The 26,431-nt window shown below is 72.9% G+C and carries 21 protein-coding genes; 15 read left to right on the top strand and 6 right to left on the bottom strand.

The genetic code is table 11. The features are described from left to right. Positions 1-2: 2 nt before the first annotated feature. Positions 3-767 (top strand): NRDE family protein, encoded by a 765-nt coding sequence (locus FLX08_RS11845; protein ID WP_244312567.1) that lies wholly within the window; start codon positions 3-5, stop codon positions 765-767. Between the two features lie 10 nt (positions 768-777). Continuing rightward, positions 778-1,989, top strand: coding sequence for a cysteine--1-D-myo-inosityl 2-amino-2-deoxy-alpha-D-glucopyranoside ligase (gene mshC / locus FLX08_RS11840; RefSeq protein ID WP_142618822.1), 1,212 nt, complete (start codon positions 778-780; stop codon positions 1,987-1,989). A 191-nt stretch (positions 1,990-2,180) separates the two neighbouring features. On the opposite strand, the gene FLX08_RS11835 is transcribed toward mshC, so the two are convergent. The 3 genes from FLX08_RS11835 to FLX08_RS11830 form a co-directional block, all read right to left on the bottom strand. Next, positions 2,181-2,813: a snapalysin family zinc-dependent metalloprotease gene (locus FLX08_RS11835; RefSeq protein WP_244312566.1), complete on the bottom strand. Its 633-nt coding sequence runs from the start codon at positions 2,811-2,813 to the stop codon at positions 2,181-2,183. 171 nt (positions 2,814-2,984) lie between these two features. Further along, positions 2,985-3,125, bottom strand: a complete 141-nt coding sequence (locus tag FLX08_RS40525; protein WP_167530370.1) for a hypothetical protein — start codon at positions 3,123-3,125, stop codon at positions 2,985-2,987. Between the two features lie 16 nt (positions 3,126-3,141). Further along, a complete protein-coding gene (locus FLX08_RS11830; RefSeq protein WP_244312565.1) occupies positions 3,142-3,792 on the bottom strand; it encodes a class E sortase in 651 nt (216 codons plus the stop codon). 234 nt (positions 3,793-4,026) lie between these two features. Here FLX08_RS11830 and FLX08_RS40520 point away from each other — a divergent pair, with 234 nt between their 5' ends. After that, positions 4,027-6,093: a hypothetical protein gene (locus tag FLX08_RS40520; protein ID WP_167530369.1), complete on the top strand. Its 2,067-nt coding sequence runs from the start codon at positions 4,027-4,029 to the stop codon at positions 6,091-6,093. Positions 6,094-6,411: 318 nt separating this feature from the next. Here FLX08_RS40520 and FLX08_RS11820 read toward each other — a convergent pair whose 3' ends face one another. Next, complete coding sequence (locus FLX08_RS11820; RefSeq protein WP_244312564.1) at positions 6,412-7,239, bottom strand: peptidoglycan recognition protein family protein; 828 nt, start codon at positions 7,237-7,239, stop codon at positions 6,412-6,414. 455 nt (positions 7,240-7,694) lie between these two features. Between FLX08_RS11820 and FLX08_RS11815 the strand changes: the two genes are divergently transcribed. The 7 genes from FLX08_RS11815 (at position 7,695) to FLX08_RS11785 (ending at position 17,661) form a co-directional block, all read left to right on the top strand. Then, complete coding sequence (locus FLX08_RS11815) at positions 7,695-9,065, top strand: MFS transporter (protein WP_142618820.1); 1,371 nt, start codon at positions 7,695-7,697, stop codon at positions 9,063-9,065. Positions 9,066-9,311: 246 nt separating this feature from the next. After that, a complete protein-coding gene (locus tag FLX08_RS11810) occupies positions 9,312-11,546 on the top strand; it encodes a molybdopterin oxidoreductase family protein (RefSeq protein WP_167530376.1) in 2,235 nt (744 codons plus the stop codon). Then, positions 11,543-12,952, top strand: a complete 1,410-nt coding sequence (locus FLX08_RS11805) for an FAD-dependent oxidoreductase (RefSeq protein ID WP_142618816.1) — start codon at positions 11,543-11,545, stop codon at positions 12,950-12,952. Before FLX08_RS11810 ends, FLX08_RS11805 begins: the two co-directional genes overlap by 4 nt. After that, the gene (gene nirB / locus FLX08_RS11800; protein WP_244312563.1) at positions 12,949-15,420 is read left to right on the top strand and encodes a nitrite reductase large subunit NirB; all 2,472 of its coding nucleotides are present in this window, start codon (positions 12,949-12,951) and stop codon (positions 15,418-15,420) included. Before FLX08_RS11805 ends, nirB begins: the two co-directional genes overlap by 4 nt. Beyond that, positions 15,417-15,773, top strand: coding sequence for a nitrite reductase small subunit NirD (nirD, locus tag FLX08_RS11795; RefSeq protein ID WP_142618814.1), 357 nt, complete (start codon positions 15,417-15,419; stop codon positions 15,771-15,773). Before nirB ends, nirD begins: the two co-directional genes overlap by 4 nt. After that, a complete protein-coding gene (locus tag FLX08_RS11790; RefSeq protein WP_142618812.1) occupies positions 15,770-16,933 on the top strand; it encodes a uroporphyrinogen-III synthase in 1,164 nt (387 codons plus the stop codon). The genes nirD and FLX08_RS11790 overlap by 4 nt, the downstream gene beginning before the upstream one ends. Continuing rightward, on the top strand, positions 16,930-17,661 hold the full coding sequence (locus tag FLX08_RS11785; RefSeq protein ID WP_142618810.1) for a sirohydrochlorin chelatase: 732 nt from the start codon (positions 16,930-16,932) through the stop codon (positions 17,659-17,661). The genes FLX08_RS11790 and FLX08_RS11785 overlap by 4 nt, the downstream gene beginning before the upstream one ends. A 159-nt stretch (positions 17,662-17,820) precedes the next feature. Here FLX08_RS11785 and FLX08_RS11780 read toward each other — a convergent pair whose 3' ends face one another. After that, positions 17,821-18,150: a ribbon-helix-helix protein, CopG family gene (locus tag FLX08_RS11780; RefSeq protein WP_142618808.1), complete on the bottom strand. Its 330-nt coding sequence runs from the start codon at positions 18,148-18,150 to the stop codon at positions 17,821-17,823. 946 nt (positions 18,151-19,096) lie between these two features. Here FLX08_RS11780 and epsC point away from each other — a divergent pair. From epsC to FLX08_RS11750, 5 genes are read left to right on the top strand one after another with little or no spacing between them, the layout of a single operon-like run. Next, entirely contained in the window at positions 19,097-21,067 is a 1,971-nt protein-coding gene (gene epsC / locus FLX08_RS11770; protein ID WP_208761401.1) for a serine O-acetyltransferase EpsC, read from the top strand. A 53-nt stretch (positions 21,068-21,120) separates the two neighbouring features. Next, complete coding sequence (locus tag FLX08_RS11765; protein WP_142618806.1) at positions 21,121-22,395, top strand: ATP-binding protein; 1,275 nt, start codon at positions 21,121-21,123, stop codon at positions 22,393-22,395. After that, positions 22,392-23,735, top strand: a complete 1,344-nt coding sequence (locus FLX08_RS11760; RefSeq protein ID WP_208761400.1) for an MFS transporter — start codon at positions 22,392-22,394, stop codon at positions 23,733-23,735. Before FLX08_RS11765 ends, FLX08_RS11760 begins: the two co-directional genes overlap by 4 nt. After that, a complete protein-coding gene (locus FLX08_RS11755) occupies positions 23,735-24,412 on the top strand; it encodes a TRM11 family SAM-dependent methyltransferase (RefSeq protein WP_142618804.1) in 678 nt (225 codons plus the stop codon). The genes FLX08_RS11760 and FLX08_RS11755 overlap by 1 nt, the downstream gene beginning before the upstream one ends. After that, on the top strand, positions 24,409-25,344 hold the full coding sequence (locus FLX08_RS11750; RefSeq protein ID WP_142618802.1) for a PLP-dependent cysteine synthase family protein: 936 nt from the start codon (positions 24,409-24,411) through the stop codon (positions 25,342-25,344). The genes FLX08_RS11755 and FLX08_RS11750 overlap by 4 nt, the downstream gene beginning before the upstream one ends. A 30-nt stretch (positions 25,345-25,374) precedes the next feature. Here FLX08_RS11750 and FLX08_RS11745 read toward each other — a convergent pair whose 3' ends face one another. Continuing rightward, positions 25,375-26,229, bottom strand: a complete 855-nt coding sequence (locus FLX08_RS11745; protein ID WP_079315266.1) for a PAC2 family protein — start codon at positions 26,227-26,229, stop codon at positions 25,375-25,377. Between the last annotated feature and the right edge of the window lie 202 nt (positions 26,230-26,431).

The following is a 26,431-nucleotide window of genomic DNA, read 5'->3' as shown; positions in this document are numbered from 1 at the left end:
TCGTGAGCGTCGAGCCGGAGGCGGACGCGCCGGTGCTCCTGGCGGGAGTGCGTGACGAGTTCGTCACGCGGCCGTGGATGTCGCCGGACCGGCACTGGCCCGCGTACCCCGGCCTGATCGGAGGCCGCGACCTCCAGGCGGGCGGCACCTGGCTGGCGGCCGACCCCGAAAAGCGGCGCGTGGCGGCGCTGCTCAACGGTGACGGCGTCGCGGCCGCGGATGGCAGGCGTCACTCGCGCGGCGAGCTGCCGCTGCTCGCCGCCGCCGCGGGAGAGTTCCCGCCGCTCGATTTATCCTGGTATGACCCCTTTCATCTCGTCCTCGGCGGGCTCGACGGCGTACGCCTGTGGAGCTGGGACGGCAGGTCCCTGACCGAGGAGAAGCTGCCCGCGGGCGTGCACATGATCGTGAACACCGGCTGGGACCGGGGCGAGAGCGAGCCGCGCACCGCCTGGTTCCGGCCCCGCTTCGCCAGGGTCGCCCGGCCCGGGTGGATGACGGGCGGCTCGACCGGGCGGTTCTGGGGGGAGTGGCTCGACCCCGCCTCGGGCGCGGGGGTGCCCTGGGACGATCCCCGCGCGCTGGTCATGCGGCGGCGGCTGCCGGATGGGCGGATCTTCGCCAGCCTCTCGATCACGCTGGTCGCCGTGGCGGAGGAGGGGCTCCGCTACGACTTCTGCCCCCAGCCGGACGACCCCGCCACCTGGCACGAGGTCGACATGTCGTGGAGCGCACCGGCTGACCGGGTCCGCCGGCGGCGCGGATAGGCTTCACACCATGCGATCGTGGTCTGCTCCGAATGTCCCAAGGCTGCCCGGTTCGGGCCTCATGCTCCGTCTGTACGACACTGCCGCCCGGGAGGTGCGGGAGACTACCCCCTCCGGCGAGGCCAGGCTCTACGTCTGCGGGATCACGCCGTACGACGCCACCCACCTGGGGCACGCCAACACCTACCTCGCCTTCGACCTGGTCAACCGGGTATGGCGGGACGCCGGCCACGACGTGCACTACACCCAGAACGCCACTGACGTGGACGACCCCCTGCTGGAGCGGGCCGAGGCGACCGGCACCGACTGGCGTTCCCTCGGTGAGCGCGAGATCGAGCTGTTCCGCTCCGACATGGAGGCGCTGCGCATCCTGCCGCCCCGCGAGTACGTCGGGGTCACCGAGACCGTGGGGGAGATCGCCGAGCTGATCACCCGGCTGGCCGATCGAGGCGCCACGTACGAGATCGACGGGGACGTCTACTTCTCGGTCGCGTCCGCGCCCAAGTTCGGCGCGGTCTCGGGCTACTCAGAGGAGACCATGCTCGAGCTGTTCGGCGAGCGCGGGGGCGACCCCGGCAGGGAGGGCAAGCGCCACCCGCTCGACTGGCTGCTGTGGCGGGCGGAACGCCCGGGAGAGCCGTCCTGGGAGTCGCCGCTCGGCCGCGGCAGGCCCGGCTGGCACATCGAGTGCACCGCCATCGCCCTGCGCAACCTGGGCAGCGGCTTCGACGTCGCCGGCGGCGGCTCGGACCTGATCTTCCCCCACCACGAGATGGGCGCCTGTGAGGGCCACGTGGCCACCGGCGAGTGGCCGTTCGCGCGGGCGTACGTCCACGCGGGCATGGTCGGCCTGGACGGCGAGAAGATGTCGAAGTCCAGGGGCAACCTCGTGTTCGTCTCCAGGCTGCGGCAGACCGCCGACCCCATGGCCATCCGGCTGGCCCTGCTGGCGCACCACTACCGTACGGACTGGGAGTGGACGCCGGACCAGCTCGCCACGGCCGAGGAGAGGCTGGCACGGTGGCGGGCCGCGGTGGCGCGCCCGGCGGGCCCCGCGGGAGGCCCGGTGCTGTCGGCGGTGCGTGAGCGCCTCGCCGACGATCTCGACGCCCCCGGCGCGCTCGCGGCTATCGACGCCTGGGCGGCGGAGGAGGGCGACGACGCCTCGTCTCCGGCGCTGGTGCGCGACGTCGCCGACGCGCTCCTCGGCGTCGCCGTCTGAACCGCGCCGCCGTCTGAACCGCGTCGCCGTCTGAACCGCGTTGCCCTCTGAACCGTGCCGCCCCCTGATCGACTCTCGCCTCTGATCCTCGCCCTGACGGCGCAGGCGACTCTCGCCCCGTGCGGCACGCGCCGTCCCTGGACCGTGGCCACGACGGCCGGACCCGGGGACGGTGAGTGCGCCGGGCACTCCTACGGCGCGGGAACCGGGTCGCGGGCGGCGTCCGGACGGTCGACGAAGAGCCGGCCGGTGGGCTCCCCGGCGCGGAGGGAGGAGCCGGCGAAGTTCGCGTCGACCGCGCGGCGCTCCGCGGCGCTCGGGGTGGCGTTGGTGCAGCTCACCGGGGCGCTGTGACCGGACATCAGGTCGGTGCACAGGCCGGTGCGCCGGTCGGGCAGGCCGAGGACGTGGCCGATCTCATGGGTGGCGATGCGCAGGGGATAGTAGCCCTCGGCGGTCGCCTCCCTGCCCATCCAGATGGTGCCCCGGCCCAGCCTGGTGACGCTCGTGCGCGGCCAGCCGTCGTCGGCACGCACCACGAAGTCGGCGGGCGTGCCCGCGACCAGGCGGACCTCGGCGACGGTGGCGTTCCACACCTGCGCGGCCTGGTCCATCACCGTGCGGAACTCGGCGGCGCGGCTCGCGTCATACCGCAGCACGCGCACCGCCGTGCCCGCCGCCGTGCTCGCCGCCGTGCTCGCCGTCGTGGCGCCGGCCGGCTCGGCCGCCCGGGCCGGTGACACCGTGAGCAGCACGGCCGTTCCCGTGAGCAGGGCCACGCGGGTCCGGAGGAACCGTGACGTCCGCATCGGGGACATGCGCATAGGGTTCTCCTCAGCGGGGGGATGACCACCACGAGGCACACCGGAAGGACCGGCGGCGCGGCGCGCCGGTGACCGGTGCGGACTCGGGTGGGGCACCCGCATACGTACGCCGGACGGGTGCGGCGGGGGACAGGCCAGTTTTCCGCTGCTTTCGTCATATGGGCGGCGTCGTTAACCGATCGGCACCCGCGGCGCCAGCCAGGGGAACACGACGTACCACAGCGCGGCCACGGCCGCGCCGGTCAGCAGCAGCACCACGGCCAGCCGGAGCGCGGTGCCGCCGGGCAGCCGCCGCCAGAGGAACCTGTACACGCCGGATCTCCCTCGGTCAGTCCTGGCGTTCCTCGCGGCGGACGAGCACGCCCTGGACGACCAGGCGCTGCGCCGCGGAGAACTCGGGATGACAGGTGGTCATGGTCATGAGCGCGGTCGTGGGCCGCTTCCCGGGATGGCCGGGGACGGGATCGACGACGTCGACCTCGCCTGGGTCCACGATCTTCTTGCGCGTCACCTCGTAGGTGTAGCGGGCGTCCCGCGCGTCCACCACGATGTCGTCGCCGCGCCGCAGCTCGTCAAGACGATTGAACGGCGCGGCGTAGGTGGTGCGGTGGCCCGAGAGCACGAAGTTGCCCACCTGACCGGGCAGGGCCGTGCCGGGGAAGTGGCCGGGGCCCTTGCGCAGCTCCGCAGGCCCGACGCCCTCGACCACCGCGTACCGGTATCCGGCGCCCAGCCGGGGGATGCGCAGCAGCGCCAGGGCGTCGCCGAGCTTCACCGGACCGGGCCCCGCGTGCTCGCCGTGCCTGGCGAAGACGTCGCCGAGCCGCTGCTGGAGCACGCGCTGCTCCCGATCGGTCTCCGCGCCGGTGCCCCAGAGCAGGTACGCGTAGAACAGCAGCAGGACCAGCCCCGCGGGCAGGCACAGCTCGCCGACGACCCGTACGACCGTCCGCACGGCCCCCTCGTTCTCTTCGCGCACGGACCGAGTATCGCCGCCTGTCGAGCGCGGGCCGCGGCCATATGAGGGCCGTTGGCGAATTTTTTTGGCAGGCCGCTCCGGCGATCCGCAGCGGTGCGGTCGTGGTCAACGAAGCGAAAACCTGGACGATCCTTCGGTAAGCACCGTGCGCCGGAATGAGGCGGCCCTGTGAGGGGCGCATACAACAGTCGAGCAGCGAAATGTCGCTGGCAATCCGGGCAAATGCTCTATCAATTGAGCGACCGTTATCGGGAGTCCAAAGTGGCGCGAAAAAATACTGTACCTGTTCTTCTGGCGGTGACGGTCGCGGGCGGCCTGACACTCGGCACCCAGGCCATCGCCAGTGCGCAGGCCCATGCACCCGAGCAGACGTCCGCTACTCAGCCGGAGCAGTACTCGCCCCCGCTTGACACCCTTGGGGGAGCGGAGAACGGAACCTCGGGCGCCGCGACCGTGGGCGTGAGGGAACCCGCCACGACGAATCCGAACACGCAAGACCCGGCTGACGTCGAGCCCATGGCTATGGCCGCGTCCGCTGAGGGCGAGGCGGCCACGGACGCGGTGCCGGTCGCGGCGGACGCCGAGTGCGTCTGTGACGATTCGGTGCCGGCGGATGCGAAGGGCCCGGAGGCCACTGAGGTGGAGCCGGTGAAGGAGGCAGCGCCGCCCGCCGAGGTGGAGCCGGTGAAGGAGGCGGAGCCCGTCAAGGAGGCGACGCCGATCGCGGACCTGGAGCCGGTGAAGGAGGCAGCGCCGGCCACCGAGGTGGAGCCCGTTAAGGCGGCGGAGCCGGTCGCGGCGGACGCCGAGTGCGTCTGTGACGATTCGGTGCCGGCGGATGCGAAGGGCCCGGAGGCCACTGAGCTGGAGCCGGTCAAGGAGGCAGCGCCGGCCACCGAGGTGGAGCCAGTCAAGGAGGCGGAGCCCGTCAAGGAGGCAACGCCGATCGCGGACGTGGAGCCGGTGAAGGAGGCAGCGCCGATCGCGGACGTGGAGCCGGTGAAGGAGGCAGCGCCGGCCACCGAGGTGGAGCCCGTTAAGGCGGCGGTGCCGGTCGCGGCGGACGCGCGGTCCGACGCGGTCGCGGATGTGGTTCCTGTCGCGGCGGACGCCGAGTGCGTCTGCGACGATCAGGCGGCGGCGGATGCGAAGGGCCCGGAGGCCACTGAGGTGGAGCCGGTGAAGGAGGCAGCGCCGGCCACCGAGGTGGAGCCCGTCAAGGAGGCGACGCCGATCGCGGACGCGGAGCCGGTGAAGGAGGCAGCGCCGGCCACCGAGGTGGAGCCTGTCAAGGAGGCGACGCCGGCCACCGAGGTGGAGCCCGTCAAGGAGGCAACGCCGATCACGGCCGCGGAGCCGGCCAAGGAGACAACGCCGGTTACGGCGGCGGAGCCTGCCGCCGCGGACGCCCAGAATGCGGCGGACGTCGTGACGGACGCTAAGGCGGCCCCGGTCGTGGCGGCCGCTCAGGAGCCCGCGACCGCCGACACACTGGCACTGGCGGGTGAGTACGGCCCGGTGGGCAACGACGGCCTGCGCTCGGACGGCACGTTCGAGGACGGCGCATGGTTCGAGGACGGCGAGGACGGCGAGGACGCCGCGGACGCCGCGGACGCCGAGGACAGGGTGGTCGCGGACGACGACGCGGTCGAGGACGGCGTGCGGCGATCCGACACCGAGCCCGTCGTGGAGACCGAGCCGGTCGTGGAGACCGAGCCCGTCGCGGCGACCGAGCCGGTAGCCGTGACGCGACAGGTCGCGGAGCCGGAAGTGGTGGAGAACGACAACTGCCCGAACGGCAACTGCAACAACAACAACAACTGGTCCCAGCCGAGGAACTGGTCATGGAGCAACTGGCCCCAGACCTACACCAACAACGACACCCAGAACGACAACGGAGCTCAGGCCCAGCCCGTCGTGGCGCCGACCGGCGGGGGTGGCAACGGCGGGGCCCTTCCCGTGCAGAACGCCATGCAGCAGGCCGACGCCTCTCCCACGGGGCCGATCACGCCTGAGGAGATGCCGGATGAGGCGTACTTCGAGGAGCCCGGGGAGGAGTTCGAGGCGGAGCCCGAGGAGAGCGTCGAAGAGGAGTACGAGGACGAGCCCGAGGACGTCTCCTGGGAGGAGCAGGCTCCGCCGATGATGGGCGGCGCCCCCGCGGGTCCCGCCGCCCCCGGCCCCGGCGGCCCGGGGTTGCCGTTCACCGGAGCCCCTGCGGGAGTGGGCGCGGCGGGCGCGGGCCTGCTGGCGTTCGCTCTCGCCCTGCTGCCGTGGCGGCGCCGCAGGGTCACGGAGTAGACCGGCGCCGGTGTGGCCGGCGTGGGGAGCATGCGGGGCGGGCCGTTTCCGTGCCGAGTGGGAGACCACGGCGATGGCGGCCCTCCCCGGACGCCGGCCGTACCCGGAGCGGTACGCCGGCCCACGCCGGCCCACGCCGGCCCCGAGCGCGCCGCCGCGCACAGGCAGAAGCCGGGCGCGCGGAGCGTCTTCGCTCCTGTACGACGGTCACGGGCGGTCCCTGCGGGGGCCGCCCGTTTCCGTTTCCGCCGGTATCGCCGGTGTCGTTCGCGCCCATCCCGGCCGCCCGCGCGCGGGCGGGCGGCCGCTTCCGTGGCGTCAGGCGCGGTCACGCCTCGTGAGATCGTGCGGACCCAGAGCGGGACCGTGCTCGTACGGCAGGTCGCCGACGAGCGCGACCCCCTCGTAGGCGTCGTCCGGCAGCGCGAGCCGCGGCGGCGGGGGCTCGTCCCGTCCGGACCCGCGACCGCCGAGACGGCGGGCGACGTCGTCCCGCAGCCGCGGCAGGTACGCGTAGAGGCGGTCGCCCGGGCAGGCGGTCCGGTTGAGGTCGCGGTGGCCGATGATGGCCTCGTGCGGGTCGAGCTCGTAGACGTCGCACAGCCAGGCCAGCAGCGCGGTGAGCGCGGACAGCTGGCGGACCGGAGGCAGGGTGGAGGTGTAGGTCCCCTCGGTCTCGACGCCCAGCGTGTGGTCGTTGTGGTCGGCCGCCTGCGCGCCCATCACGTGCTTGCCCGCCTCGACGGCCGGCAGTGAGCGGTTGCGGCCCTCCATGATGTGTCCGCCCCGGCTGACGGTGAACTGCTCGCCGATGTCCTCCCAGCCGTTGTGCTTCATGTGGTAGCGCTGGATCGTCCGGGACAGCCGGAAGGCCGCGTCGAGGTCGGTCGCGTCCGTGTTCGCCGTCGCCGTGTGGTGGACGACGAGCCGGTCGGGCGCGCGGTCGAGCACCTCGGCCTTGCTCCTGGGCGGATCGGCCTTCCAGTCCGACCGGGTGTACACGCGCGGCGGGCGCGGGCGGCCCCCGGCCCAGACGGGCGTGGCCGCCGCGACGAGCCCGCTTTGCGCGGTCAGCATCGCCGCCGGCAGGCACGCCGACCAGAGGAGCCCCGTCGAAAGAAATGCGCGGCGCGAGACCGCAGACATCCGTCCTCCCCGAGTGCGCGGGGCCCTCGGGGGGCCCTCGTACGGCGGGAGGCGGCATCGATATCCCCTTTCCCCGCCGCGGATATTCCTGCGAGCGAAAACCGGTCACATGTCAACCGAAATGTCCGTGCCATGCCGCGGCGGAAAACGCCGTAGTCCGGTCACGGAATGGCACGACCGCGATCGCGGGAATTTCCCGAAATACCCTGCGTACGGGTCACCGTGCTGACCATGCGTAATGGCGGCGAGTGGGGCGAAGGTCATGCGGCTGAAACGCGGGCCCGATGAGAGGGGGGCTTGTGTTAACCCGATGTTGCGTCCGTTATGCCTGTGGATTGCATGTTTCGCGGGTGCGGCACATGTAACGGCCGCACGGTCACCCATGGTCAAAGTGCGTAACGCGCTCTTCCTAGTTTCGGTTATCGGCCCCAGGCGACAAGGACGCAGGAGGAGCGATGACGGCGACGCAGGCGGCGCGCACGGCCCCGGAAGAACCCAGGAAAGGCCGCTGGATCGGTGACTGGCGACCCGACGATCCGGTGTTCTGGGAGAGCACCGGCAAGAAGGTGGCCCGGCGGAACCTGGTGTTCTCGATCCTGGCCGAGCATCTGGGCTTCACCCTGTGGACCGTCTGGAGCATCGTCGCGGTCAAGCTCGGCGCGTACAAGTTCTCCACCGACCAGCTCTTCTGGATCGTCTCGCTGCCCAACCTCGTGGGCTCCACGCTGCGCATCCCCTACACCTTCGCGCCCGCGCGGTTCGGCGGCCGCAACTGGACCGTGGTCAGCGCGCTGTTGCTGCTGGTGCCCGCCGTCCTGCTCGCGGTGGCGGTGAACGACCCGGGCACCCCCTACTGGGCCTTCCTGGTGATCGCGGCGACGGCCGGGCTCGGCGGCGGCAACTTCGCCTCCAGCATGGCCAACATCACCTACTTCTACCCGCAGAGCCGGCAGGGCGCCGCCCTCGGCCTGAACGCGGCCGGCGGCAACATCGGCGTCAGCTCCGTGCAGCTGCTGATGCCGCTGGTCATCGCCGGATTCGGGCTGGCCGCGGCCGGGTTGTTCTGGGTGCCCTTCGTCCTGGCCGCCGCCGTCGGCGCGTACTTCTGCATGGACAACCTCACCTCGGCCAAGGCCGAGCCGAGGGAGATGGCCAAGGCGGCCGGCCGGGCGCAGACCTGGATCATGTCGGTCCTCTACATCGGCACGTTCGGCTCGTTCATCGGCTACTCGACCGCGTTCCCGCTGCTCATCAAGTCGCAGTTTCCCGAGCACGCCGCGCTGACCTCGCTGGCGTTCCTCGGCCCGCTGGTCGGGTCGGTCATCCGGCCGGTCGGCGGCTGGCTGTCGGACCGGCTCGGCGGCGCCGCGGTGACGTTCTGGAACTTCGCCGGGATGGCCGTCTCGGTCCTGCTCGTCTGGCAGGCCATGTCCGCGCACAGCCTCCCGCTGTTCTTCGCGGCGTTCATGCTGCTGATCGGCACGGCGGGCGTCGGCAACGGCTCCACCTACCGGATGATCCCGGCGATCTTCCGGGCGAAGGCGGTGGCCGGCGTCGAGCCCGGCACCCCCGCGTACGAGGAGGCCCTGGTGACCGGCAAGCGCGACGCCTCGGCGGCCATCGGGTTCATCTCCGCGGTGGGCGCGTTCGGCGGATTCTTCATCAACCGCGGGTTCGGCAGCTCCATCTCCGCGACCGGCGGCGCGGGGGCGGCGCTGGCGGCCTTCGCCGCCTTCTACGTCCTCTGCTTCGCCCTGACCTGGTTCTGCTACATGCGCACCCTCGGGGCGAAGTCGGCGCCGAGCCTCGCGGCGGCCCGGGTCTGAGCCCGGCCGCTCACCGCCACTCGCGGGCGCCGGTCACGGCGCCCGCCTTTTCCGGACCGACGCCTCACAAGCGGCGACAGCACAAGTGAGCTTTCGAGACGACGGGGTCTCTCACACGCCGCGCTCGCCGAAGTTAGCGCGGTTGGCGCCTTGTAGCACAGCGGTAACAGAAGGGACCCAGCGGTGAAACCGCCTGTCAGCACCATCGGATCCATGCCGATCTCACTGCACGCTCCCGGACCTGTGATGTCACAGGCCACCGCGGGCACGACCGTGGGCTCGGCCACCCACTGCCCCTACTGCGCACTCCAGTGCGGCATGTACGTGGCGAAGGGAGAGATCACCCCGCGAGAGGACATCCCGGCCAACGCCGGCGGCCTGTGCCAGAAGGGCTGGACGGCGGCGGAGCTGCTGACCTCGCCCGAACGGCTCACCACCCCGCTGCTGCACGGCAGCCCGGTGAGCTGGGACGAGGCGCTCGACTACGTCGCCGAGCGGATCGAGGCCATCAGGGCCGCGCACGGGCCGGACGCCGTGGCGGTGTTCGGCGGCGGCGGGCTGACCAACGAGAAGGCCTACCAGCTCGGCAAGTTCGCCAGGGTCGCGCTGCGGACCAGCCAGATCGACTACAACGGCAGGTTCTGCATGTCGTCGGCGGCCAGCGCGGTCAACCGGGCCTTCGGCATGGACCGGGGGCTGCCGTTCCCGATCACCGACATCGCCCGCGCCGGCGCCGTGCTGTTCGCCGGGGGCAACGTCGCCGAGACCATGCCTCCCTTCGTGCGCCACCTCAGCGCCATGCGGTCCGGTGGCGGCCGGCTCGTCGTCGTCGACCCGCGCGTCACCCAGACCGCCAAGATGGCCGACCTGCACCTCCAGGTCACCCCCGGCACCGACCTCGCCCTCGCGCTCGGCCTGCTGCACATCGCGATCGCCGAGGGGTATGCCGACCTGGACTACCTGGCCGCCCGCACGACCGGCTTCGAGGAGGTGCGCACCTCCGTGTCGGCCTGGTGGCCCGAGCGGGTGGAGCGCGTCACCGGCGTCCCGGTCGCCCAGATGCGCGAGGCCGTACGGATCCTCGGCGAGGCCGAGCGCGCGATGGTGCTGACCGGCCGGGGCGCCGAGCAGCACGCCAAGGGCACCGACACCGTCACCGCGTTCGTCAACCTGGCGCTCACACTCGGGCTGCCCGGCCGTGAGGGCTCCGGCTACGGCTGCGTGACGGGCCAGGGCAACGGCCAGGGCGGCAGGGAGCACGGCCAGAAGGCCGACCAGCTCCCCGGCTACCGCAAGATCGACGACCCGGCGGCGCGGGCGCACGTCGGCGCCGTGTGGGGAATCGACCCCGCCGACCTGCCCGGACCCGGCCGGTCGGCGTACGAGCTGCTGGACGCGCTCGGCACGCCGGAGGGACCGAAGGCCCTGCTGCTGTTCGGCTCCAATCCCGTCGTCTCCGCGCCGCGCGCCGGGCACGTCGCCCGGCGGCTGGGCGCGCTCGACCTGCTCGTGGTCTCCGACTTCGTGCTGTCGGAGACGGCGGCCATGGCCCACGTCGTGCTGCCCACGACCCAGTGGGCCGAGGAGGCGGGCACGATGACCAACCTGGAGGGCCGCGTGCTGCTGCGCCGCCAGGCCGCCGCGCCCCCGCCGGGCGCCCGCAGCGACCTGGAGATCCTGCGGGGCCTCGCCGAGCGGCTCGGCTGCGGCGAGAAGTTCCCCGCCGACCCGCGCACGGTCTTCGACGAGCTGCGCCGGGCCTCCGCCGGGGGCGTCGCCGACTACTCCGGCATCACCTACGAGCGGATCGCGGCCGAGACCGGGGTGTTCTGGCCCTGCCCCGGCACAGTGGACGACGGCACAGTGGACAACGGCACTGTGGACGACGGCGCCGTGGACAACGGCACCGGGAACGACGGCACGGTGGACGACGGCACGGTGGACGACGGCGCCGGGAACGACGGCGCCGGGAACGACGGCGCCGGGAACGACACCGGGGGCGACCCGCACCCCGGAACCCCGCGGCCGTTCCTCGACCGCTTCGCGACCCCGGACGGCCGGGCGCGCCTGGTGCCGGTGGAGCACCGCCCGCCCGCCGAGGACGTGGACGAGGAGTTCCCGCTCTACCTGACGTCGGGCCGGGTGCTCGCCCACTATCAGTCGGGGGCGCAGACGCGCCGCATCCGCCCGCTGACGCAGGCGTCGCCCGAGGTGTTCGTGGAGCTGCACCCGGACCTCGCCGAGCGGCTGGGGGTCGCTTCCGGCGACCGCGTCCGGGTGCGCAGCCGCCGGGGCGCCGCCGAGGGCGTGGCCCGCGTGAACGCCTCGATCCGGCCGGACACGTTGTTCATGCCGTTCCACTGGGAGGGCGTCAACCTGCTCACCAACCCGGCGCTCGACCCGATGTCGCGCATGCCGGAGTTCAAGGTCTGCGCGGCCGCCGTCGAGCGGTGCGCCGAAGACGGGGAGCGTGTCGCGTGAGGCTTGTGGTGGTGGGGAACGGGATGGCGGGCTCGCGCGTGGTGAGCGAGGTCCGCGCCCGGGCCAAGGACGTGAAGATCACGGTGTTCGGGGCCGAGGCATGGCAGCCGTACAACCGGGTGCTGCTGTCGAACGTGGTGGCCGGCACGTCGAGCCCGGACCAGGTCCGGCTGCTCGACTCCCGCTGGTACGCCGACCACGGGGTGACCGCCCGCCTCGGCGTCCCGGTCTCCGCCATCGACCGGGACTGCCAGACGGTGGTCGCCGCCGACGGGACGCGCGAGCCGTACGACGTGCTCGTGCTCGCCACCGGCAGCGAGCCGATCGTGCCGCCGATCCCCGGCGTGCAGCGGGCGACGGCGTTCCGCACGCTGGACGACTGCGAGCGGATCAGGGAGGCCGCAGAGAGCGCGCGCAGCGCGGTCGTGGTCGGCGGCGGGCTGCTCGGCATCGAGGCCGCGCGGGGCCTGGCCGGGCGGGGCGTCCCGGTGACGCTGCTGCACCTCGCCGGCCACCTGATGGAGCGACAGCTCGACGAGGAGGCCGGGCTGATCCTCCGCGAGACGCTCGGCGCGCTCGGCGTCGCCATCCGCACGGGCGTCACCGTGAGCGCGATCCGCGAGCGGCACGTCGAACTGGCCGGCGGCGAGCTGATCGACGCCGACCTGGTCGTGCTGGCCTGCGGCGTGCGCCCGGTCGTCGGGCTCGCCCGCGACGCGGGGCTGGAGGTCGAGCGCGGCGTCGTCGTGGACGACGAGCTGCGCACCGACGACCCGTCGATCTTCGCGATCGGGGAATGCGCCCAGCACGCGGGCCTCGTCTACGGGCTGGTCGCCCCCGGCTGGGAGCAGGCGTCGGTCGTGGCCGACCTCGTGACCGGCGCCGACAAGGGCGCCCGCTATCGGGGTTCGCGGCTGGTCACCCGGCTCAAGGCCAGGAGCGTGGAGCTCGCGGCGATGGGGGAGACCCAGCTGACGGAGGACGAGGCGGAGATCGTCCGCTTCTCCCACCGGCACAAGGGCACCTACCGCAAGCTCGTCATCCGCGACGGCCGGCTGGTCGGCGCGATCCTGCTGGGCGAGACCTCCGCGGTGGGCACGCTGACCCAGCTCTTCGACCGGGGAGGTCCCCTGCCCGGCGACCGCACCGGGCTGCTGTTCCCCGACCTCGCAGGCATGGGCGGCGCGGCGGTGGCCGACAGCCCCACCCGGATGCCCGACTCCGCGCGGGTCTGCCAGTGCAACAACGTGACGAAGGGCCAGATCAGAGCGTGCTGGGAGTCCGGCGCGCGGAACGTGGAGGCCGTGGCCGCCGCGACGAGGGCCACCACCGGCTGCGGCAGCTGCCGCGACGCGGTCGAGGGCATCGTCGGCTGGCTGTGTGAGCAGGAAGGTGTGAGCGCATGAAGGACCGTAAGGGCATGAGACTCGTCGTCGTCGGACACGGCCCGACGGCACACCGCCTGATCGAGACGCTCGCCGGCCGGGGCTTCGAGGGGACGGTCACCGTTGTCGGGGAGGAGCCCCGCCCGGCCTACGACCGGGTGGCGCTCACCTCCTACCTCAGCGGCAAGAGCGTCGAGGACCTCACCTATCCGGTGCCGGACGGCGTCACCGTCAGGACCGGCGTCCGCGTCACCGCGATCGACCGCGCGAGCCGCACCGTCACCACCGACGCCGGCGACAGCGAGCCGTACGACGTGCTGGTGCTGGCCACCGGGTCGGCGCCGTTCGTGCCGCCGGTGCAGGGCCGGGACCTGCCGGGCTGCTTCGTCTACCGGACGATCGACGACCTGGACGCCATCAGGGACGCGTCGCGGGACGCCCGCGCGGGCGTGGTCATCGGCGGCGGCCTGCTCGGCCTGGAGGCGGCCGACGCCCTGCGCGGGCTCGGCCTCGACACCCACGTCATCGAGATGAGCGGCCGGCTCATGCCGCGGCAGGTGGACGAGGGCGGCGGCTCGGTGCTGCGCGGGCACATCGAGGGGCTCGGGCTGACGATCCACACGGGCGCGGGCGTGGGGTCGATCGAGGCCGGCCCGGACGGCCGGGTCGCGTCGCTCGTCAAGCCCGACGGAGAGGCGATCGAGGCGCAGGTCGTGGTCTTCTCGGCCGGCATCCGGCCGCGTGACGAGCTCGCCCGCGCCTGCGGCCTGGAGGTCGGCGAGCGCGGCGGCATCGTGGTCGACGAGGGCATGCGCACCTCCGACGAGCACATCTACGCGATCGGCGAGTGCGCCCTCGCCGGAGGCATGGTCTACGGCCTCGTCGGGCCCTGCAACACCCAGGCGGAGGTGGCCGCCGAACGGATCCTGGACGGGCAGGCCGCCTTCACCGGCGCCGACATGTCCACCAAGCTCAAGCTGCTCGGCGTGGAGGTGGCCCAGTTCGGCGCCATGTCGGGCGCGCTCGACGTCACCTACATGGACCCCGTCGGCGGCGTCTACAAGCGGCTGTTCATCAGCGACGACGCCAAGACCCTGCTCGGCGGCATCTGCGTCGGCGACGCCGCGCCCTACAACGCGCTGCGGCCGTTCGTCGGCAAGCCGCTGCCCGGCGCGCCGAGCGACCTGCTGTTCGCCGGAGCGGGCAAGGCGACGGTCGACCTGCCCGACGACGCGCAGGTCTGCTCCTGCAACAACGTCACCAAGGGAAAGATCTGCGAGGCCATCGCCGACAAGGGCCTGACCGACGTGCAGGGCGTCAAGGACTGCACCCGCGCCGGCACCACCTGCGGGAGCTGCGTGCCGATGCTCAAGCAGATCCTGGTGAAGTCGGGCGTCGACGTCGGCAAGGCGCTGTGCGAGCACTTCCCGCACAGCAGGGCCGAGCTGTTCGACATCGTCAACGTCCGCGGGATCACGACGTTCTCCCAGCTCATCGCCGAGCACGGCACCGGCCGCGGCTGCGACATCTGCAAGCCCGCGGTCGCCTCGATCCTCGCCTCCCTCGGCCGCGGCCACATCCTCGACGGCGAGCAGGCCGCGCTGCAGGACACCAACGACCAGTTCCTGGCCAACATCCAGAAGAACGGCACCTACTCGGTCGTCCCCCGCATCCCGGGCGGCGAGATCACCCCGGACAAACTCATCGTCATCGGCGAGGTGGCCCGCGACTTCGGGCTCTACACGAAGATCACCGGAGCGCAGCGCATCGACCTGCTCGGGGCCCGGGTCGAGCAGCTTCCGGCCATCTGGCGCCGCCTCGTCGATGCCGGCTTCGAGTCCGGTCACGCGTACGGCAAGGCGCTGCGGACGGTGAAGTCCTGCGTCGGGTCCACCTGGTGCCGCTACGGCGTGCAGGACTCGGTGGGCCTGGCCATCGCCCTGGAGCTGCGCTACCGGGGGCTGCGCTCGCCGCACAAGCTGAAGTCGGCGGTCTCCGGCTGCGCCCGGGAGTGCGCCGAGGCCAGGTCGAAGGACTTCGGCATCATCGCGACCGAGCAGGGCTGGAACCTCTACGTGGGCGGCAACGGCGGCTTCAAGCCCCGCCACGGCGACCTGCTCGCGTCCGACCTGTCCACCGACGACCTGGTCAGGACGATCGACCGGTTCCTGATGTTCTACATCCGCACCGCCGACCGGCTCCAGCGCACCGCCGCGTGGCTGGAGAACCTGGACGGCGGGCTCGACTACCTCCGTGAGGTGATCATGGAGGACTCGCTCGGCATCTGCGCCGAACTCGACGCGCAGATGGAACGGCACGTGTCCACGTACGTCGACGAGTGGCGCGCCACCATCGAGGACCCCGACAAACTGCGCCGCTTCGTGAGCTTCGTCAACGCCCCCGGCGTTCCCGACCCCTCGATCTCGTTCGAGACCGAGCGCGACCAGATCAAGCCGGTGCTGATTCCACTGGAGGTGACCCGCAGATGACCATCCTCGACGAGATGCCGGCCCTTGCCGGCCACTGGACCCCGGTCTGCTCCTACACCGACCTGCTGCCCGAGCGGGGTGCGGCGGTGCTCGTCGGCGACCGGCAGGTGGCGGTCTTCCGCACCTTCGACGGCGCCCTGTACGCCCTGGGCAACCTCGACCCGTTCAGCGGGGCGTACGTCATGTCCCGGGGCATCGTCGGCACCAGGAACGGTGAGCCGACCGTGGCCTCGCCCATGCACAAGCAGGTGTTCTCCCTGGTCACCGGCGTCTGCGCCGACGACCCGGGCGTCGCAGTGCCGACCTATCCCGTTCGGGTGACCGACGGAACCGTGGAGGTGAGCGTGGTATGACCGCGCTGGTGGACGAGACCCCGATGAGCCTGGAGACGGCGCCGGACGCGCTGGCCGGGTTCACGATCGGGGTGACGGCGACCCGCCGCAGCGAGGAGCTGGCCGCGCTCCTCGAACGGCGGGGCGCCCGGGTCGTGCGGGCGCCCGCGATCCGCATCGTGCCGCTCGCGGAGGACGCCGGGCTGCTCGCCGCGACCCGGGCCTGTCTGGAGGCGCCCGTCGACGACGTGGTCATCACCACGGGAGTGGGGTTCCGCGGGTGGATGGCGGCGGCGGAGGGCTGGGGCCTGTCGGCCGACCTGAACGCGCACCTCGGCAACGCGCGGCTTCTCGCCCGCGGCCCCAAGGCGCGCGGGGCCGTCCGCGCGGCCGGCCTGGTGGACTTCTGGACGCCGGCCACGGAGTCGTGCGAGGAGGTCAAGGAGTATCTGCTCGCGCAGGACCTGCACGGCCGCCGCATCGCCGTTCAGCTCCACGGCGAACCGCTGGACAGCTTCGTCGCGGCGCTGCGGGAGGCGGGCGCGGAGGTGATCGAGGTGCCGGTCTACCGATGGCTGCCCTACCGTGACACCTCGCCGCTGCGCCGCCTGATCAGCCAGGCGATCACCGGCTCGGTGGACGCGGTGGCCTTCACCAGCGCGCCCGCCGTGCTGGCCATGCTGGGCGCGGCCCGCGCCGACGGGCTGGAGGACGCGCTGCTCGCGGCGTTCGGCAGCCGCGTGGTGGCGGCCTGCGTCGGCCCGGTCACGGCCGGGCCGCTGACCCAGCGCGGGGTGCGGGCCGTCCAGCCCGAGCGGGCCCGCCTCGGCGCGCTCGCCCGGATCCTCGCCCGCCACCTGCCGGAAAGCGGTGTCACGCGGCTCGTCGCGGGCGGGCACGAGCTGGAGATCCGCGGTCACGCCGTGGTGGTCGACGGCGAGCTCAAGCCGCTGCCGCCCGCCCCGATGGCCGTGCTGAAGCGGCTCGCCGAGCGCCCCGGGCATGTCGTCAACCGGGCCGACCTGCGGGTCGTGCTGCCCGGCGGCCCCTCCCGCGACTCGGCCGAGCACGCGGTGGAGATGGCCATCACCCGCCTGCGGCGGGCGCTCGGTCCCGCGGGCATCGTCGAGACCGTCGTCAAGCGCGGCTACCGCCTCGCCTGCGGCCGGGACGAGCGATGACCCCGACCCTGGTGATGGCGGCGCACGGGGCACGCAGCGGCCACTGGGAGTCGGTCATGGACTCTCTGGCGGCCCGCGTGCGCCGCGCCAGGCCCGGCGCCCCGGTCGAGCTGGGGTTCCTGGAGATCAGCGCGCCGCTGCTGTCCGACGTGCTGTCGGGGGTGGCCGGGCCCGTCGTGGTGGTCCCCATGCTGCTCGCCGGGGGATACCACGCGCACATCGACCTGCCGGCCGTCGTCGCCCGCAGCCGGCCCGACGCGGTCGTCGCCGGGCAGCTCGGGCCGCACCGGCTGCTGACCTCGGTGCTGGCGCGCCGCCTCGCCGCGGCCGGCCTGCGGCCCTGCGACGCCGTGATCCTGGGCGCGGCCGGCTCGTCCGACCCCGCCGCCCTCGACGACGTCCGCGCCGCCGCCCGGCTCCTTTCCGTACGGCTCTCGCGTCCCGTCACGGCCGCGTTCGCGTCGGCCGGGACGCCCACCCTCGCCGAGGCCCTGGAACGCACCAGAGCCGGCCTCGCCCCGCGCGTCGCCGTCGCCTCCTACCTGCTCGCGCCCGGGTTCTTCCACGACCGGCTGGTGAGCAGCGGCGCGGACCTGGTCAGCCCGCCCCTCGGCGTGGACGACGACCTGGCCGCCCTCGTCTGGACCCGCTTCGACGAGGCCCTCGCCCGGCACCGCGCCGCCATCACGCCCGCCCGCACCCCGTTCGCCATCCGCACCCACGCCTGAGCCACCGGCCACCCCCCACCCCGGCCCGAGCCACCCCCCACCCGCAGCCACCCCCCACCCGGGCCTGAGCCGCCGGCCACCCGCACCCGCGGCTGAGCTGTCAGCCGCCCGCACGGCTGAGCCGTTCGCCGTGACTGCGCCTTCCGAACGCTGGATCCATCAGGCCGCGTGGTCGCGGAGGTACCGGGCGAACGCCTCTCTGGCCAGTTGCGACACCGTCTTGCCCTCCCGTTCGGCCAGCGCCCTGGCGGCTGCCTTCTCCTCCGGACTCAGGCGGAACGTCACCTGCGGTGAATGCTTGCCCGGTGCCGTGAGCGAGGGACGGCCGACCGTCCGGCGCACATGCTCGACAGCGGCCTCGACATAGGCCTCGTCGATCCGATTCCCCCGTCTGTCATAGAGCTCCTCGGCGCTCAGGTCGACGTCCGACTCGTCGTCCACGGCGAGCTCGACGTCCTCCGGGGGCCAGGGGCCGGTGTATTCGGTCATAGCTCGTTCCTCCTGAACGCGGTCGGCATCGCGTGGATCACCAGCAGGTACTTCTCGGTCAGAACGGCGATCACCTCGAGCTCCAGTCCGCGATCATCCAAGCCGAGCCAGTGCCACTGCTCGTCCAGACCAGGCCCTGGTGGCGGCACTATCCGGGGTGGCTGGCCCCGGATAACGGCAAGGACCCGCGCTGTCCCGATGCGATGCTTCCGTGCTGACTGCGTGAACCTGATTCTACGCACGAAGACGAATTGTGCCATGCACAATTGTTTCTTGCTTACGGAACGCGATTGATTGTTTACCCTTAGTTTGCCGTGCTGCCTCGGCGAGGGCATCGGATGTGGAAGACGACCTGGCCGCCCTCGTCTGGACCCGCTTCGACGAGGCCCTCGCCCGGCACCGCGCCGCCATCACGCCCGCCCGCACCCCGTTCGCCATCCGCACCCACGCCTGAGCCGCCGGCCACCCCCCACCCCGGCCTGACCCGTCCCTGTATCCGCGGCTGGGCCATCAGCCGCCCGCGCCCGCTGCCGAGCCGTTCGCCGACGGCTCCGCGCGGCCGTTGCGGGCGCCCTGCGCCGTCTGGGGGGCCGGGGGTGGGGCTTTTTCTTTTTTTGCCGCGCCGGCCCGTTTCGGGCCGGCGCGTAGGCGTTTTCCGACCCCGCCGACTCCGGGAAAACGCCGCCTTGGGCTCGCATAATTCGGTACGACGCCTGTCCAGTCGGGGTCATCGGCCCGCCGGTTACCGGTCGACGGCCGGTCGGGTAGGGGTTGACCTGGTGGTTCCAGGGCAAGCACGCTTACCCAATAACCGAGGAAAAAGGGTCCGTAATTCACTCTCCCGGAGATGGCCGTGGAGGATCTCCACGCCAGTGGCGGTCTGCCATTCCATGAATCCGGGTTTCATTCATGGTTCATTCGCCGAGCTGAATGTGAGGAGGCGAAGATGCCGCGTGCCGATTTCAGGTCTTCTCCGCCGCCCCCGGGAAGCGAACGGCCGGAGAGGCTGCCGCGTCTCCTGGCCGAGGACCTGCGGACGATCGTCGAACGGGACCCGTCCGTACGCGACCGGAAGGAGGCGTTGCTGCACCCGGTGCTCCCGGCGCTGTGGCTGCACCGGGTCGCCCACCTGCTGCACCGGCGCGGCAGGCGACTGCCGGCCCGGCTGCTGATGCTCCTCGCACGCCACGTCACCGGAGTGGAGATCCACCCGGGCGCGAAGCTGGGGCGCAGGGTCTTCGTCGACCACGGCGCGGCCGTGGTGATCGGGGAGACCGCCGTCGTGGGCGACGACGTGACCATCTATCACCAGGTGACCCTCGGGGCGGTCGGCTGGTGGCGCGACAACCTCCGCGCGGACGGGGAACGACGGCACCCGGTGATCGGAGCCCGCGTGGTGCTGGGCGCCGGCGCGACCGTTCTCGGCCCGGTGCGCGTGGGGGACGACGCCGTCATCGGGGCGCGGGCGCTCGTCCTCGACGACGTGCCCGCCGGCGCGCGCGTCCTCGCCCCCGCCGGGACCGTGGCCGCGCCGCGCGGCGGCGCCCCGGCCCGTACGGCCGGAGCCGACCTGCCCCGACCCCCCGACGAAAGGAGCGGATCGATGAATCCGGACAGCACGGTCCTGATAGTCGGCGCCACCGACGAGACCGTGCGCACGGCCAAGGAGCTGGGGCTGACCGTCCTGCTGCTCCAGCACCCCACCAAGGTCAGCCCCGAGCAGGAGGAGCTCGCCGACGTCCTTCGCGTGCTCGACTACACCGACTGGGCGGCCGTCGAGCCCGTCGCCAGGGAGCTGTGGCGGGAGCCGGGGTTCCGCGTCGCGCTGTCGATCACCGAGCCCGGGCTGGAGAACGCGGGACGGGTCAACGACCTGTTCGGCCTGGGCGGCACCGGTTATGAGGTCACCCGGAGGTTCCGCGACAAACTTGCCATGCGCCGCCACCTCGCATCGGTTCCGGGCGCGGAGCTCGACCCCTCCGCGGTGGCCGCCGCGCCGCTCCTGCGGCGCGAGGACCTGGACGCCTTCGGCGCCGCCCACGGCTATCCGTTCATCGTCAAGCCGACCGACGCGACCGCGAGCATCGGCGTCTTCCGCATCGGAGGACCTGAGGACGCCGGGCAGGTGTGGGCCACGGTGGAAGGCCTGCGCGGCACCCGCACCGACCGGGTCTCCACCATGTTCATCCTGCGGGACTTCCTCATGGAGGAGTACGTCGAGGGGCCGGAGTTCAGCGTCGAGGCGTTCAGTTTCGCGGGCCGCCACGTCGTGGTGGCGATCACCGAGAAGTTCGTGCACCCCGAGCGGTTCGCCGAGCTCGGCCACGCCGTGCCGGCCCGGCTGGACGAGCCGGTGCGGGAGCGCATCCGCGCGAGCGTGTGCCGCTTCCTCGACCTGATCGGTCTCAGGGACGGCGTCACGCACACCGAGCTGCGGCTCGGCCCGGACGGCCCGGTGGTCATCGAGAGCCACAGCCGCGTCGCCGGCGACATGATCCCGGAGCTCGTGCGCGGGGCGTACGGCATCGACCTGATCGAGTATGCCCTGGGCTGGCCGTTCCGGCTGGTCCCCGAGCTGCCGGAACGGCCGGAGGCGCACGCGGGGGCCAGCGTGCGCTCCCTGGTGAGCGAGCCGGGGCGGGTCGAGTCGGTGGAGGGCGTCGCCGACGCCGCGGCGCGGGACGGCGTGCTCGACGTGCGCGTCACGGCCAAGCCGGGCGACACGGTGCACGCGCTGCGCGACAACTGGGACCGGCTCGGCCTGGTGGCGGTGACCGGCCCCGACACGGAGGCGGCGATCCGCCGCGGAGCCGAGGTCGTCGGCGACGCGATCCGGATCCGGATCGCGGGCGAGGACGGGCGCACCTGGTTCGCGCATGTGGCCGAGGCGCGATCCTTCGCGGAGGTGCCGGCATGAAGGAGCGAAGCGAGCGAACCGGCAGACCCCGAGCCGCCGGGCGAGGGAGTGACATGAGTGTCGTCATCGTGCACCGCAACCCGCTGGAGCCGTTCCCGTACGACCGCTGGCTGCGCGATCACGAGGGCCCGGTGGTCATCCTCGCCGCCCGCGACAGGTTCGAGCCGTTCGGCGAGCGGATCCCCGAGGGGAACCTCGGCTACACGCACCTGGAGCTCTTCGACCACGACGACGAGGTGGCCGGGCGGGTCGCGCGGCTCGTCGCCGAGTATGGCGCCACGCACCTGATCGGGGAGCACGAGGCCGACGTGCTGCGCGTGGCCGCCCTGCGCGAGGAGCTCGGGCTGCCCGGCGCGCGGGCCGCCGACGTGCTGCCGTTCCGCGACAAGGCCCTGATGAAGGAGCACGCGGCGCGGGCGGGCGTGGAGGTCGCGCCCCACACGGTGCCGCGGACCGCCGCCGACGCGCCGGCTTTCGCCGGTGTCCACGGATTCCCCCTCGTGGTCAAGAACAGGGCCGGTTTCAACTCCATCGGCCTGCGCGTCCTGCGCGACCGCAACGCGCTGACGGCCTTCCTCACCGAGGCGTACGGCCCGCGACGGGACGGGCAGCGCGACGACCTGCTGCTGGAGGCGTACGTGCCCGGCCGCATGTGCCACGTCGACGGGCTGGTGGTGGACGGCGAGGTCGTGCTGGCCTGGCCCTCGCAGTACCAGTACGAGCTGGCGTCGTTCGGCAGCGACCCGGGCTCCCGCGTCGACCTGGCGCTCGACCCCGGCGACCCGCTCACCGGCCGCCTGCTGGAGCTGACCGGGCGGACGCTGGCGGCGCTGCGGCGGCCCGGCGGCCGGCTGCGCGACCACGCCTTCCACGCGGAGATCTTCCACACGCCCGACGACCGGCTGGTGCTGTGCGAGATCGCCTGCCGGTCCGGCGGCGGGAAGATCCGCGAGGTCTTCCACACCCTGTTCGGGGTCAACCTCGCCGAGTGCTCCATCCGGGCCCAGCTCGGCCTTCCGCTGCCCGACGTGGAGCGGGCCGTACGGCCGGGGCGCCGGCCGGAGCCGGCGCGGATGGCCGGTCAGGTGCTGATGATGAAGCGGCCCGGGCTCATCCACGCGCTGCCCGACGTCCCGCAGGAGCCCTGGGTGGAGCACTTCTGGCTCTACGCGCGGCCGGGCCAGGTGGTGCCGCCCGCCTCGGGCTCGGCCGACTTCCTGACCGTGGCCATCGCCTCGGCCCCCACGCGGGCGGAGTGCGAGCGCAGGCTCCGCTCGCTCGGCGCGCGGCTGGAGGAGCAGGTGCGGATCGGGGCGGTGTCGTCGTGATCCGCCCGTCGACGCAGGTGCGCTACATGGCCGGCATGGTGGTCGACTCCACCGGCAGCGGCATGTACCTGCCCCTGTCGCTGCTGTTCTTCCACCACGTCACCGGGCTGCCGATCGAGCGGGTCGGCGTCATCATGACCGCGGCGGCGCTGTTCAGCCTGGTCGCCAACCCGATCGCGGGCGTGCTCGTCGACCGCTTCGGCGCGCGGGCCGTCGTCGTGGGCGGTTATCTGGTGCGCGCCGTGGGGTTCGCCGCCTACCCGCTGGTGGACTCGCCGCTGACGATGTTCCTCGCGGTGGCGCTGGTGGCGCTCGGCGACGGCTCCTACCCGCCGTCGATCCAGTCGTTCGTCGCCGCGATCGCGCGGGGCGCGGACCGAGACAGGCTCCTCGCCGCGCAGCGCAGCCTGCGCAACGCGGGCCTCGGCGCGGGCGGTCTCATCGCGGGCGCCGCGCTCGGCCTGGGCAGCGACGCCGCCTACCGGGTGATCGTGCTCGTCAGCGCCGCCGCGTTCGCAGGCGCCGCGCTGATCCTCCGTACGATCCCCGTCCCCGGCGGGCAGGATCGTACGGCCGCGCGGGCCGGTGCGGCCGGCACACCGGCTCCGGTGGCGGCGCGGGGGAGCGGGGGATACCGGCTCGTCCTGCGCGACCGGACGTTCCTCGCCCTGACCCTGCAGAACGTGCCGACCGCCTTCGGCTACATGGTGCTGTCGGTGGCGCTGCCCGTCTACGTCACCCAGGAGCTGGACGTCCCCGCGTCGCTGGTCGGCGTGCTGTACGCGGTCAACACCGTCGGCATCGCGCTGCTGCAGATCCCGGTGACGCGGCGGCTGATCCGCTATCGGCGCACCCGCACGGTCGCGGCGGGCGCCGCCACGTTCGGGGCCTCGTTCGCGGCGTTCGCCCTGCTGGCCGGGGTCCCCGTCCGGCCGGTCGCGCTGGCCGGGGTGTTCGCCGCGACGGCGCTGTTCACGCTGGGGGAGATGCTGCACGGCGCGCCGCTGTCGGCGCTCGTGTCGAGCGCCGCCCCCGAGGAGACCCGGGGGCGGTATATGGCGGTCTACCAGTTCTCCTGGGCCATCCCGATCACGCTGGCCCCGGCCGTGCTGACCGCGCTGCTGAGCCTGTCGCCGGTCTCCATGTGGCTGCTGCTCGCGGGAGGCGTCTCCTGCTCGGCCCTCACCATGCTCCGCCTGGAGCCCCGGCTGCCGGCCCGGGCCGTCCACGCGCGAGTCCCCGACGACCCCGAGAACCCCGAAGACCCCGACGACACCGAAAAGACAGATACGGACGACCGTCGCGCAGCGACGACGACACAGAAGGCTGGTGTGGAGTGATGGGCAGATCGAGTTGGCACGTGCTGCGGGGAGAGGACCCCGCCTTCGAGCTGCCGGAGGCCGCGGGGCAGTGCGGCTGGGTCAGCCAGCTGAGGCCGCTGATCGTGGAGATGACCGAGCCGGGCGACGTCGTGCTCGACCCGTTCGCCGGCTGGGGGACGACGCTGGTGGCGTGCGCGGTCGAGGGCCGGAAGGGGATCGGCCTCGAGGTCTCGCCGGAGCGCGCGGAGCAGGCGCGCAAGCGCCTGGAGGCGTACCCCGGCCAGACCATGCTGTGCGGCGACGCCCGCACGCCGCCGCTGCCGCCGGAGTCGGTGGACTTCGTCCTGGCCGACCTGCCCTATTTCGGCACCAACCTCGACACCGACTCCACGGTGGAGGGCCAGTTCTACGCGCTGCGCGACTACGACGAGTATCTGAGCGCGATCGACGAGGCGTTCGCCGCGGTGGCGAAGGTCATGCGGCCCGGCGCGCGGGCGGTGCTCGCCGTGCAGAACCGCCGCCTGGCCGGCAGGTTCGTGCCGCTGGCCTGGGACGTCGCCCGGGTGCTCGGCCGCCACCTGACCCTCGGCGACGAGCGGATCCACTGCTATGACCGGCCGGTGAGCGACGACGGCCCGATGCTGACCAACCGCTCGCACGAATACCTGCTCGTGGCCGAGAAGGAGCAGGCATGATCCCGCTGATCGGCGGCGACATCGCGGCCAGGATCGACGACCTCATCGGCGACACCCCCCTGCTCCGTCTCCGCCTCGACGGCCTGCCCCCGGACGCCACCGTGCTCGCCAAGCTGGAGGCGGCCAACCCGCTGTCGAGCATCAAGGACCGGGTGGCGCTGCGCATGATCGAGGAGGCCGAGGCGTCCGGGGCGCTGACCCCCGGCGCCACCGTGATCGAGTCCACCTCGGGCAACACCGGCATCGCCCTGGCGGCGCTCGCGGTCAGCCGGGGATACCCGTGCGTCGTCGTGATGCCGGACAACGCGTCGCGGGAACGGACGCTGACCCTGCGCATGCTGGGCGCCCGGGTCGAGTTCACCGACCACACCCTCGGCTTCCAGGGCTGCGTGGACCGGGCGGCGGAGCTGCACGCCGCCCTCCCCGGGTCCTGGTACGCCCGCCAGCACGAGAACCCCGCCAACGTCCTGGCCCACTACACGACCACGGGGCCGGAGATCTGGGCCGCCACCGGCGGGCAGGCCGACGTGCTGGTGTGCGGGGTCGGGACCGGCGGCACGCTCACCGGGACGGCCCGCTACCTGCGCGAGCGCAACCCCGGGCTGCGGGTCGTCGCGGTGGAGCCGGAGGGCTCGCCCCTGCTGTCGGGAGGCGCCGCGGGGCCGCACCGGATCCCCGGCCTCAACGGCGGCTTCATCAGCCCCGTCACCGACGTCACCCTGATCGACGAGGTGATCACCGTGCCGGACGGCGAGGCGGCCGCCATGACCCGCCGCATCGCGGCCACCACCGGGCTGCTGGTGGGGGTCTCCTCCGGCGCGGCGGCGTACGGCTGCGCCGAGCTGGCCCGCCGCCGGGACCTGTCGGGACAGACAGTCGTGACGATCTTCCCGGACACGGGCGAGCGCTACCTCAGCTGGTGGCCGGCCTGACCGGTCCCACCGCCACGGCCGCCTCAGGGCTCAGCGGTCGGTGCCGCGGTCGCGGCGGCGCAGGTAGCGCTCGAACTCCGCCGCGATGGCGTCGCCGCTGGCCTCGGGCAGCTCGGCCGCGTCCTTGCGCTCCTCCAGCTCCCGCACGTATTCGGCCACCTCGCTGTCCTGGGCCGCCAGCTCGTCCACGCCGTGCTCCCAGGCCCGCGCCTCCTCGGCGAGGTCGCCGTACGGCATCGGGATGTCGAGCATGTCCTCGATGCGGCGCAGCAGCGCCAGGGTGGCCTTGGGGTTGGGCGGCTGGGCGACGTAGTGCGGGACCGACGCCCACAGGGACACCGTCCGCAGCCCGGCGGTGCCGAGGGTGTGCTGCAGCACGCCCACGATGCCCGTCGGGCCCTCGTATTTGGTCAGCTCCAGGTTGAGCGCGCGGGCCATGCCGGGGTCGCTGACCGAGCCGGTGATCGGCACCGGCCGGGTGTGCGGCGAGTCGTTGAGCAGCGCGCCGAGCAGGATGGCCAGCTCGATGCCGAGGTCGTGGCAGAGCCCGACGATCTCGGCGCAGAACGACCGCCACCGCATGTTGGGCTCGATGCCGCGCAGCAGCACCACGTCGCGCTTGGCGCCGGGCGGGCGCGCCAGCAGCAGCCGGGTCGTCGGCCAGACGATGGAGCGGGTCACGCCGTCGCCGAGCTCGACCACCGGCCGGGTCACCTGGAAGTCGTAGTAGTCCTCGGGGTCCAGCTCGACGAGTGGGGTGGCCTTCCACTCGGACTCGAGGTGCGCGAGCACACCGCTGGACGCCTCGCCGGCGTCGTTCCACCCCTCGAACGCGGCGATCAGCACCGGGTCGACGAGCTCGGGGAGCCCTTCGAACTCGATCACGCGCCGCCTCCTCACTGGCCTTGTGCAGTATGGCTCAGTCCAAGACTATTCGGTGAGGGGCCCCGTACGTCACCTCCGCGGGGGACCGGCCCGTCGCAGCGGCGCTGACCTGCGGCGGCGCGCCGGGCGGACAGGGGCCCGCCGTCCCCCGCGCGACCGATATTCCCGTTTCCCGCGCGTGGACGATGTTCCGTCCGGCGGG

The organism is Microbispora hainanensis (genome assembly GCF_006874475.1).
GTDB lineage: Bacteria > Actinomycetota > Actinomycetes > Streptosporangiales > Streptosporangiaceae > Microbispora > Microbispora hainanensis.
The sequence above is the reverse complement of the archived record's forward strand: the minus strand, read 5'-3'. Positions and strand labels throughout refer to the sequence as shown.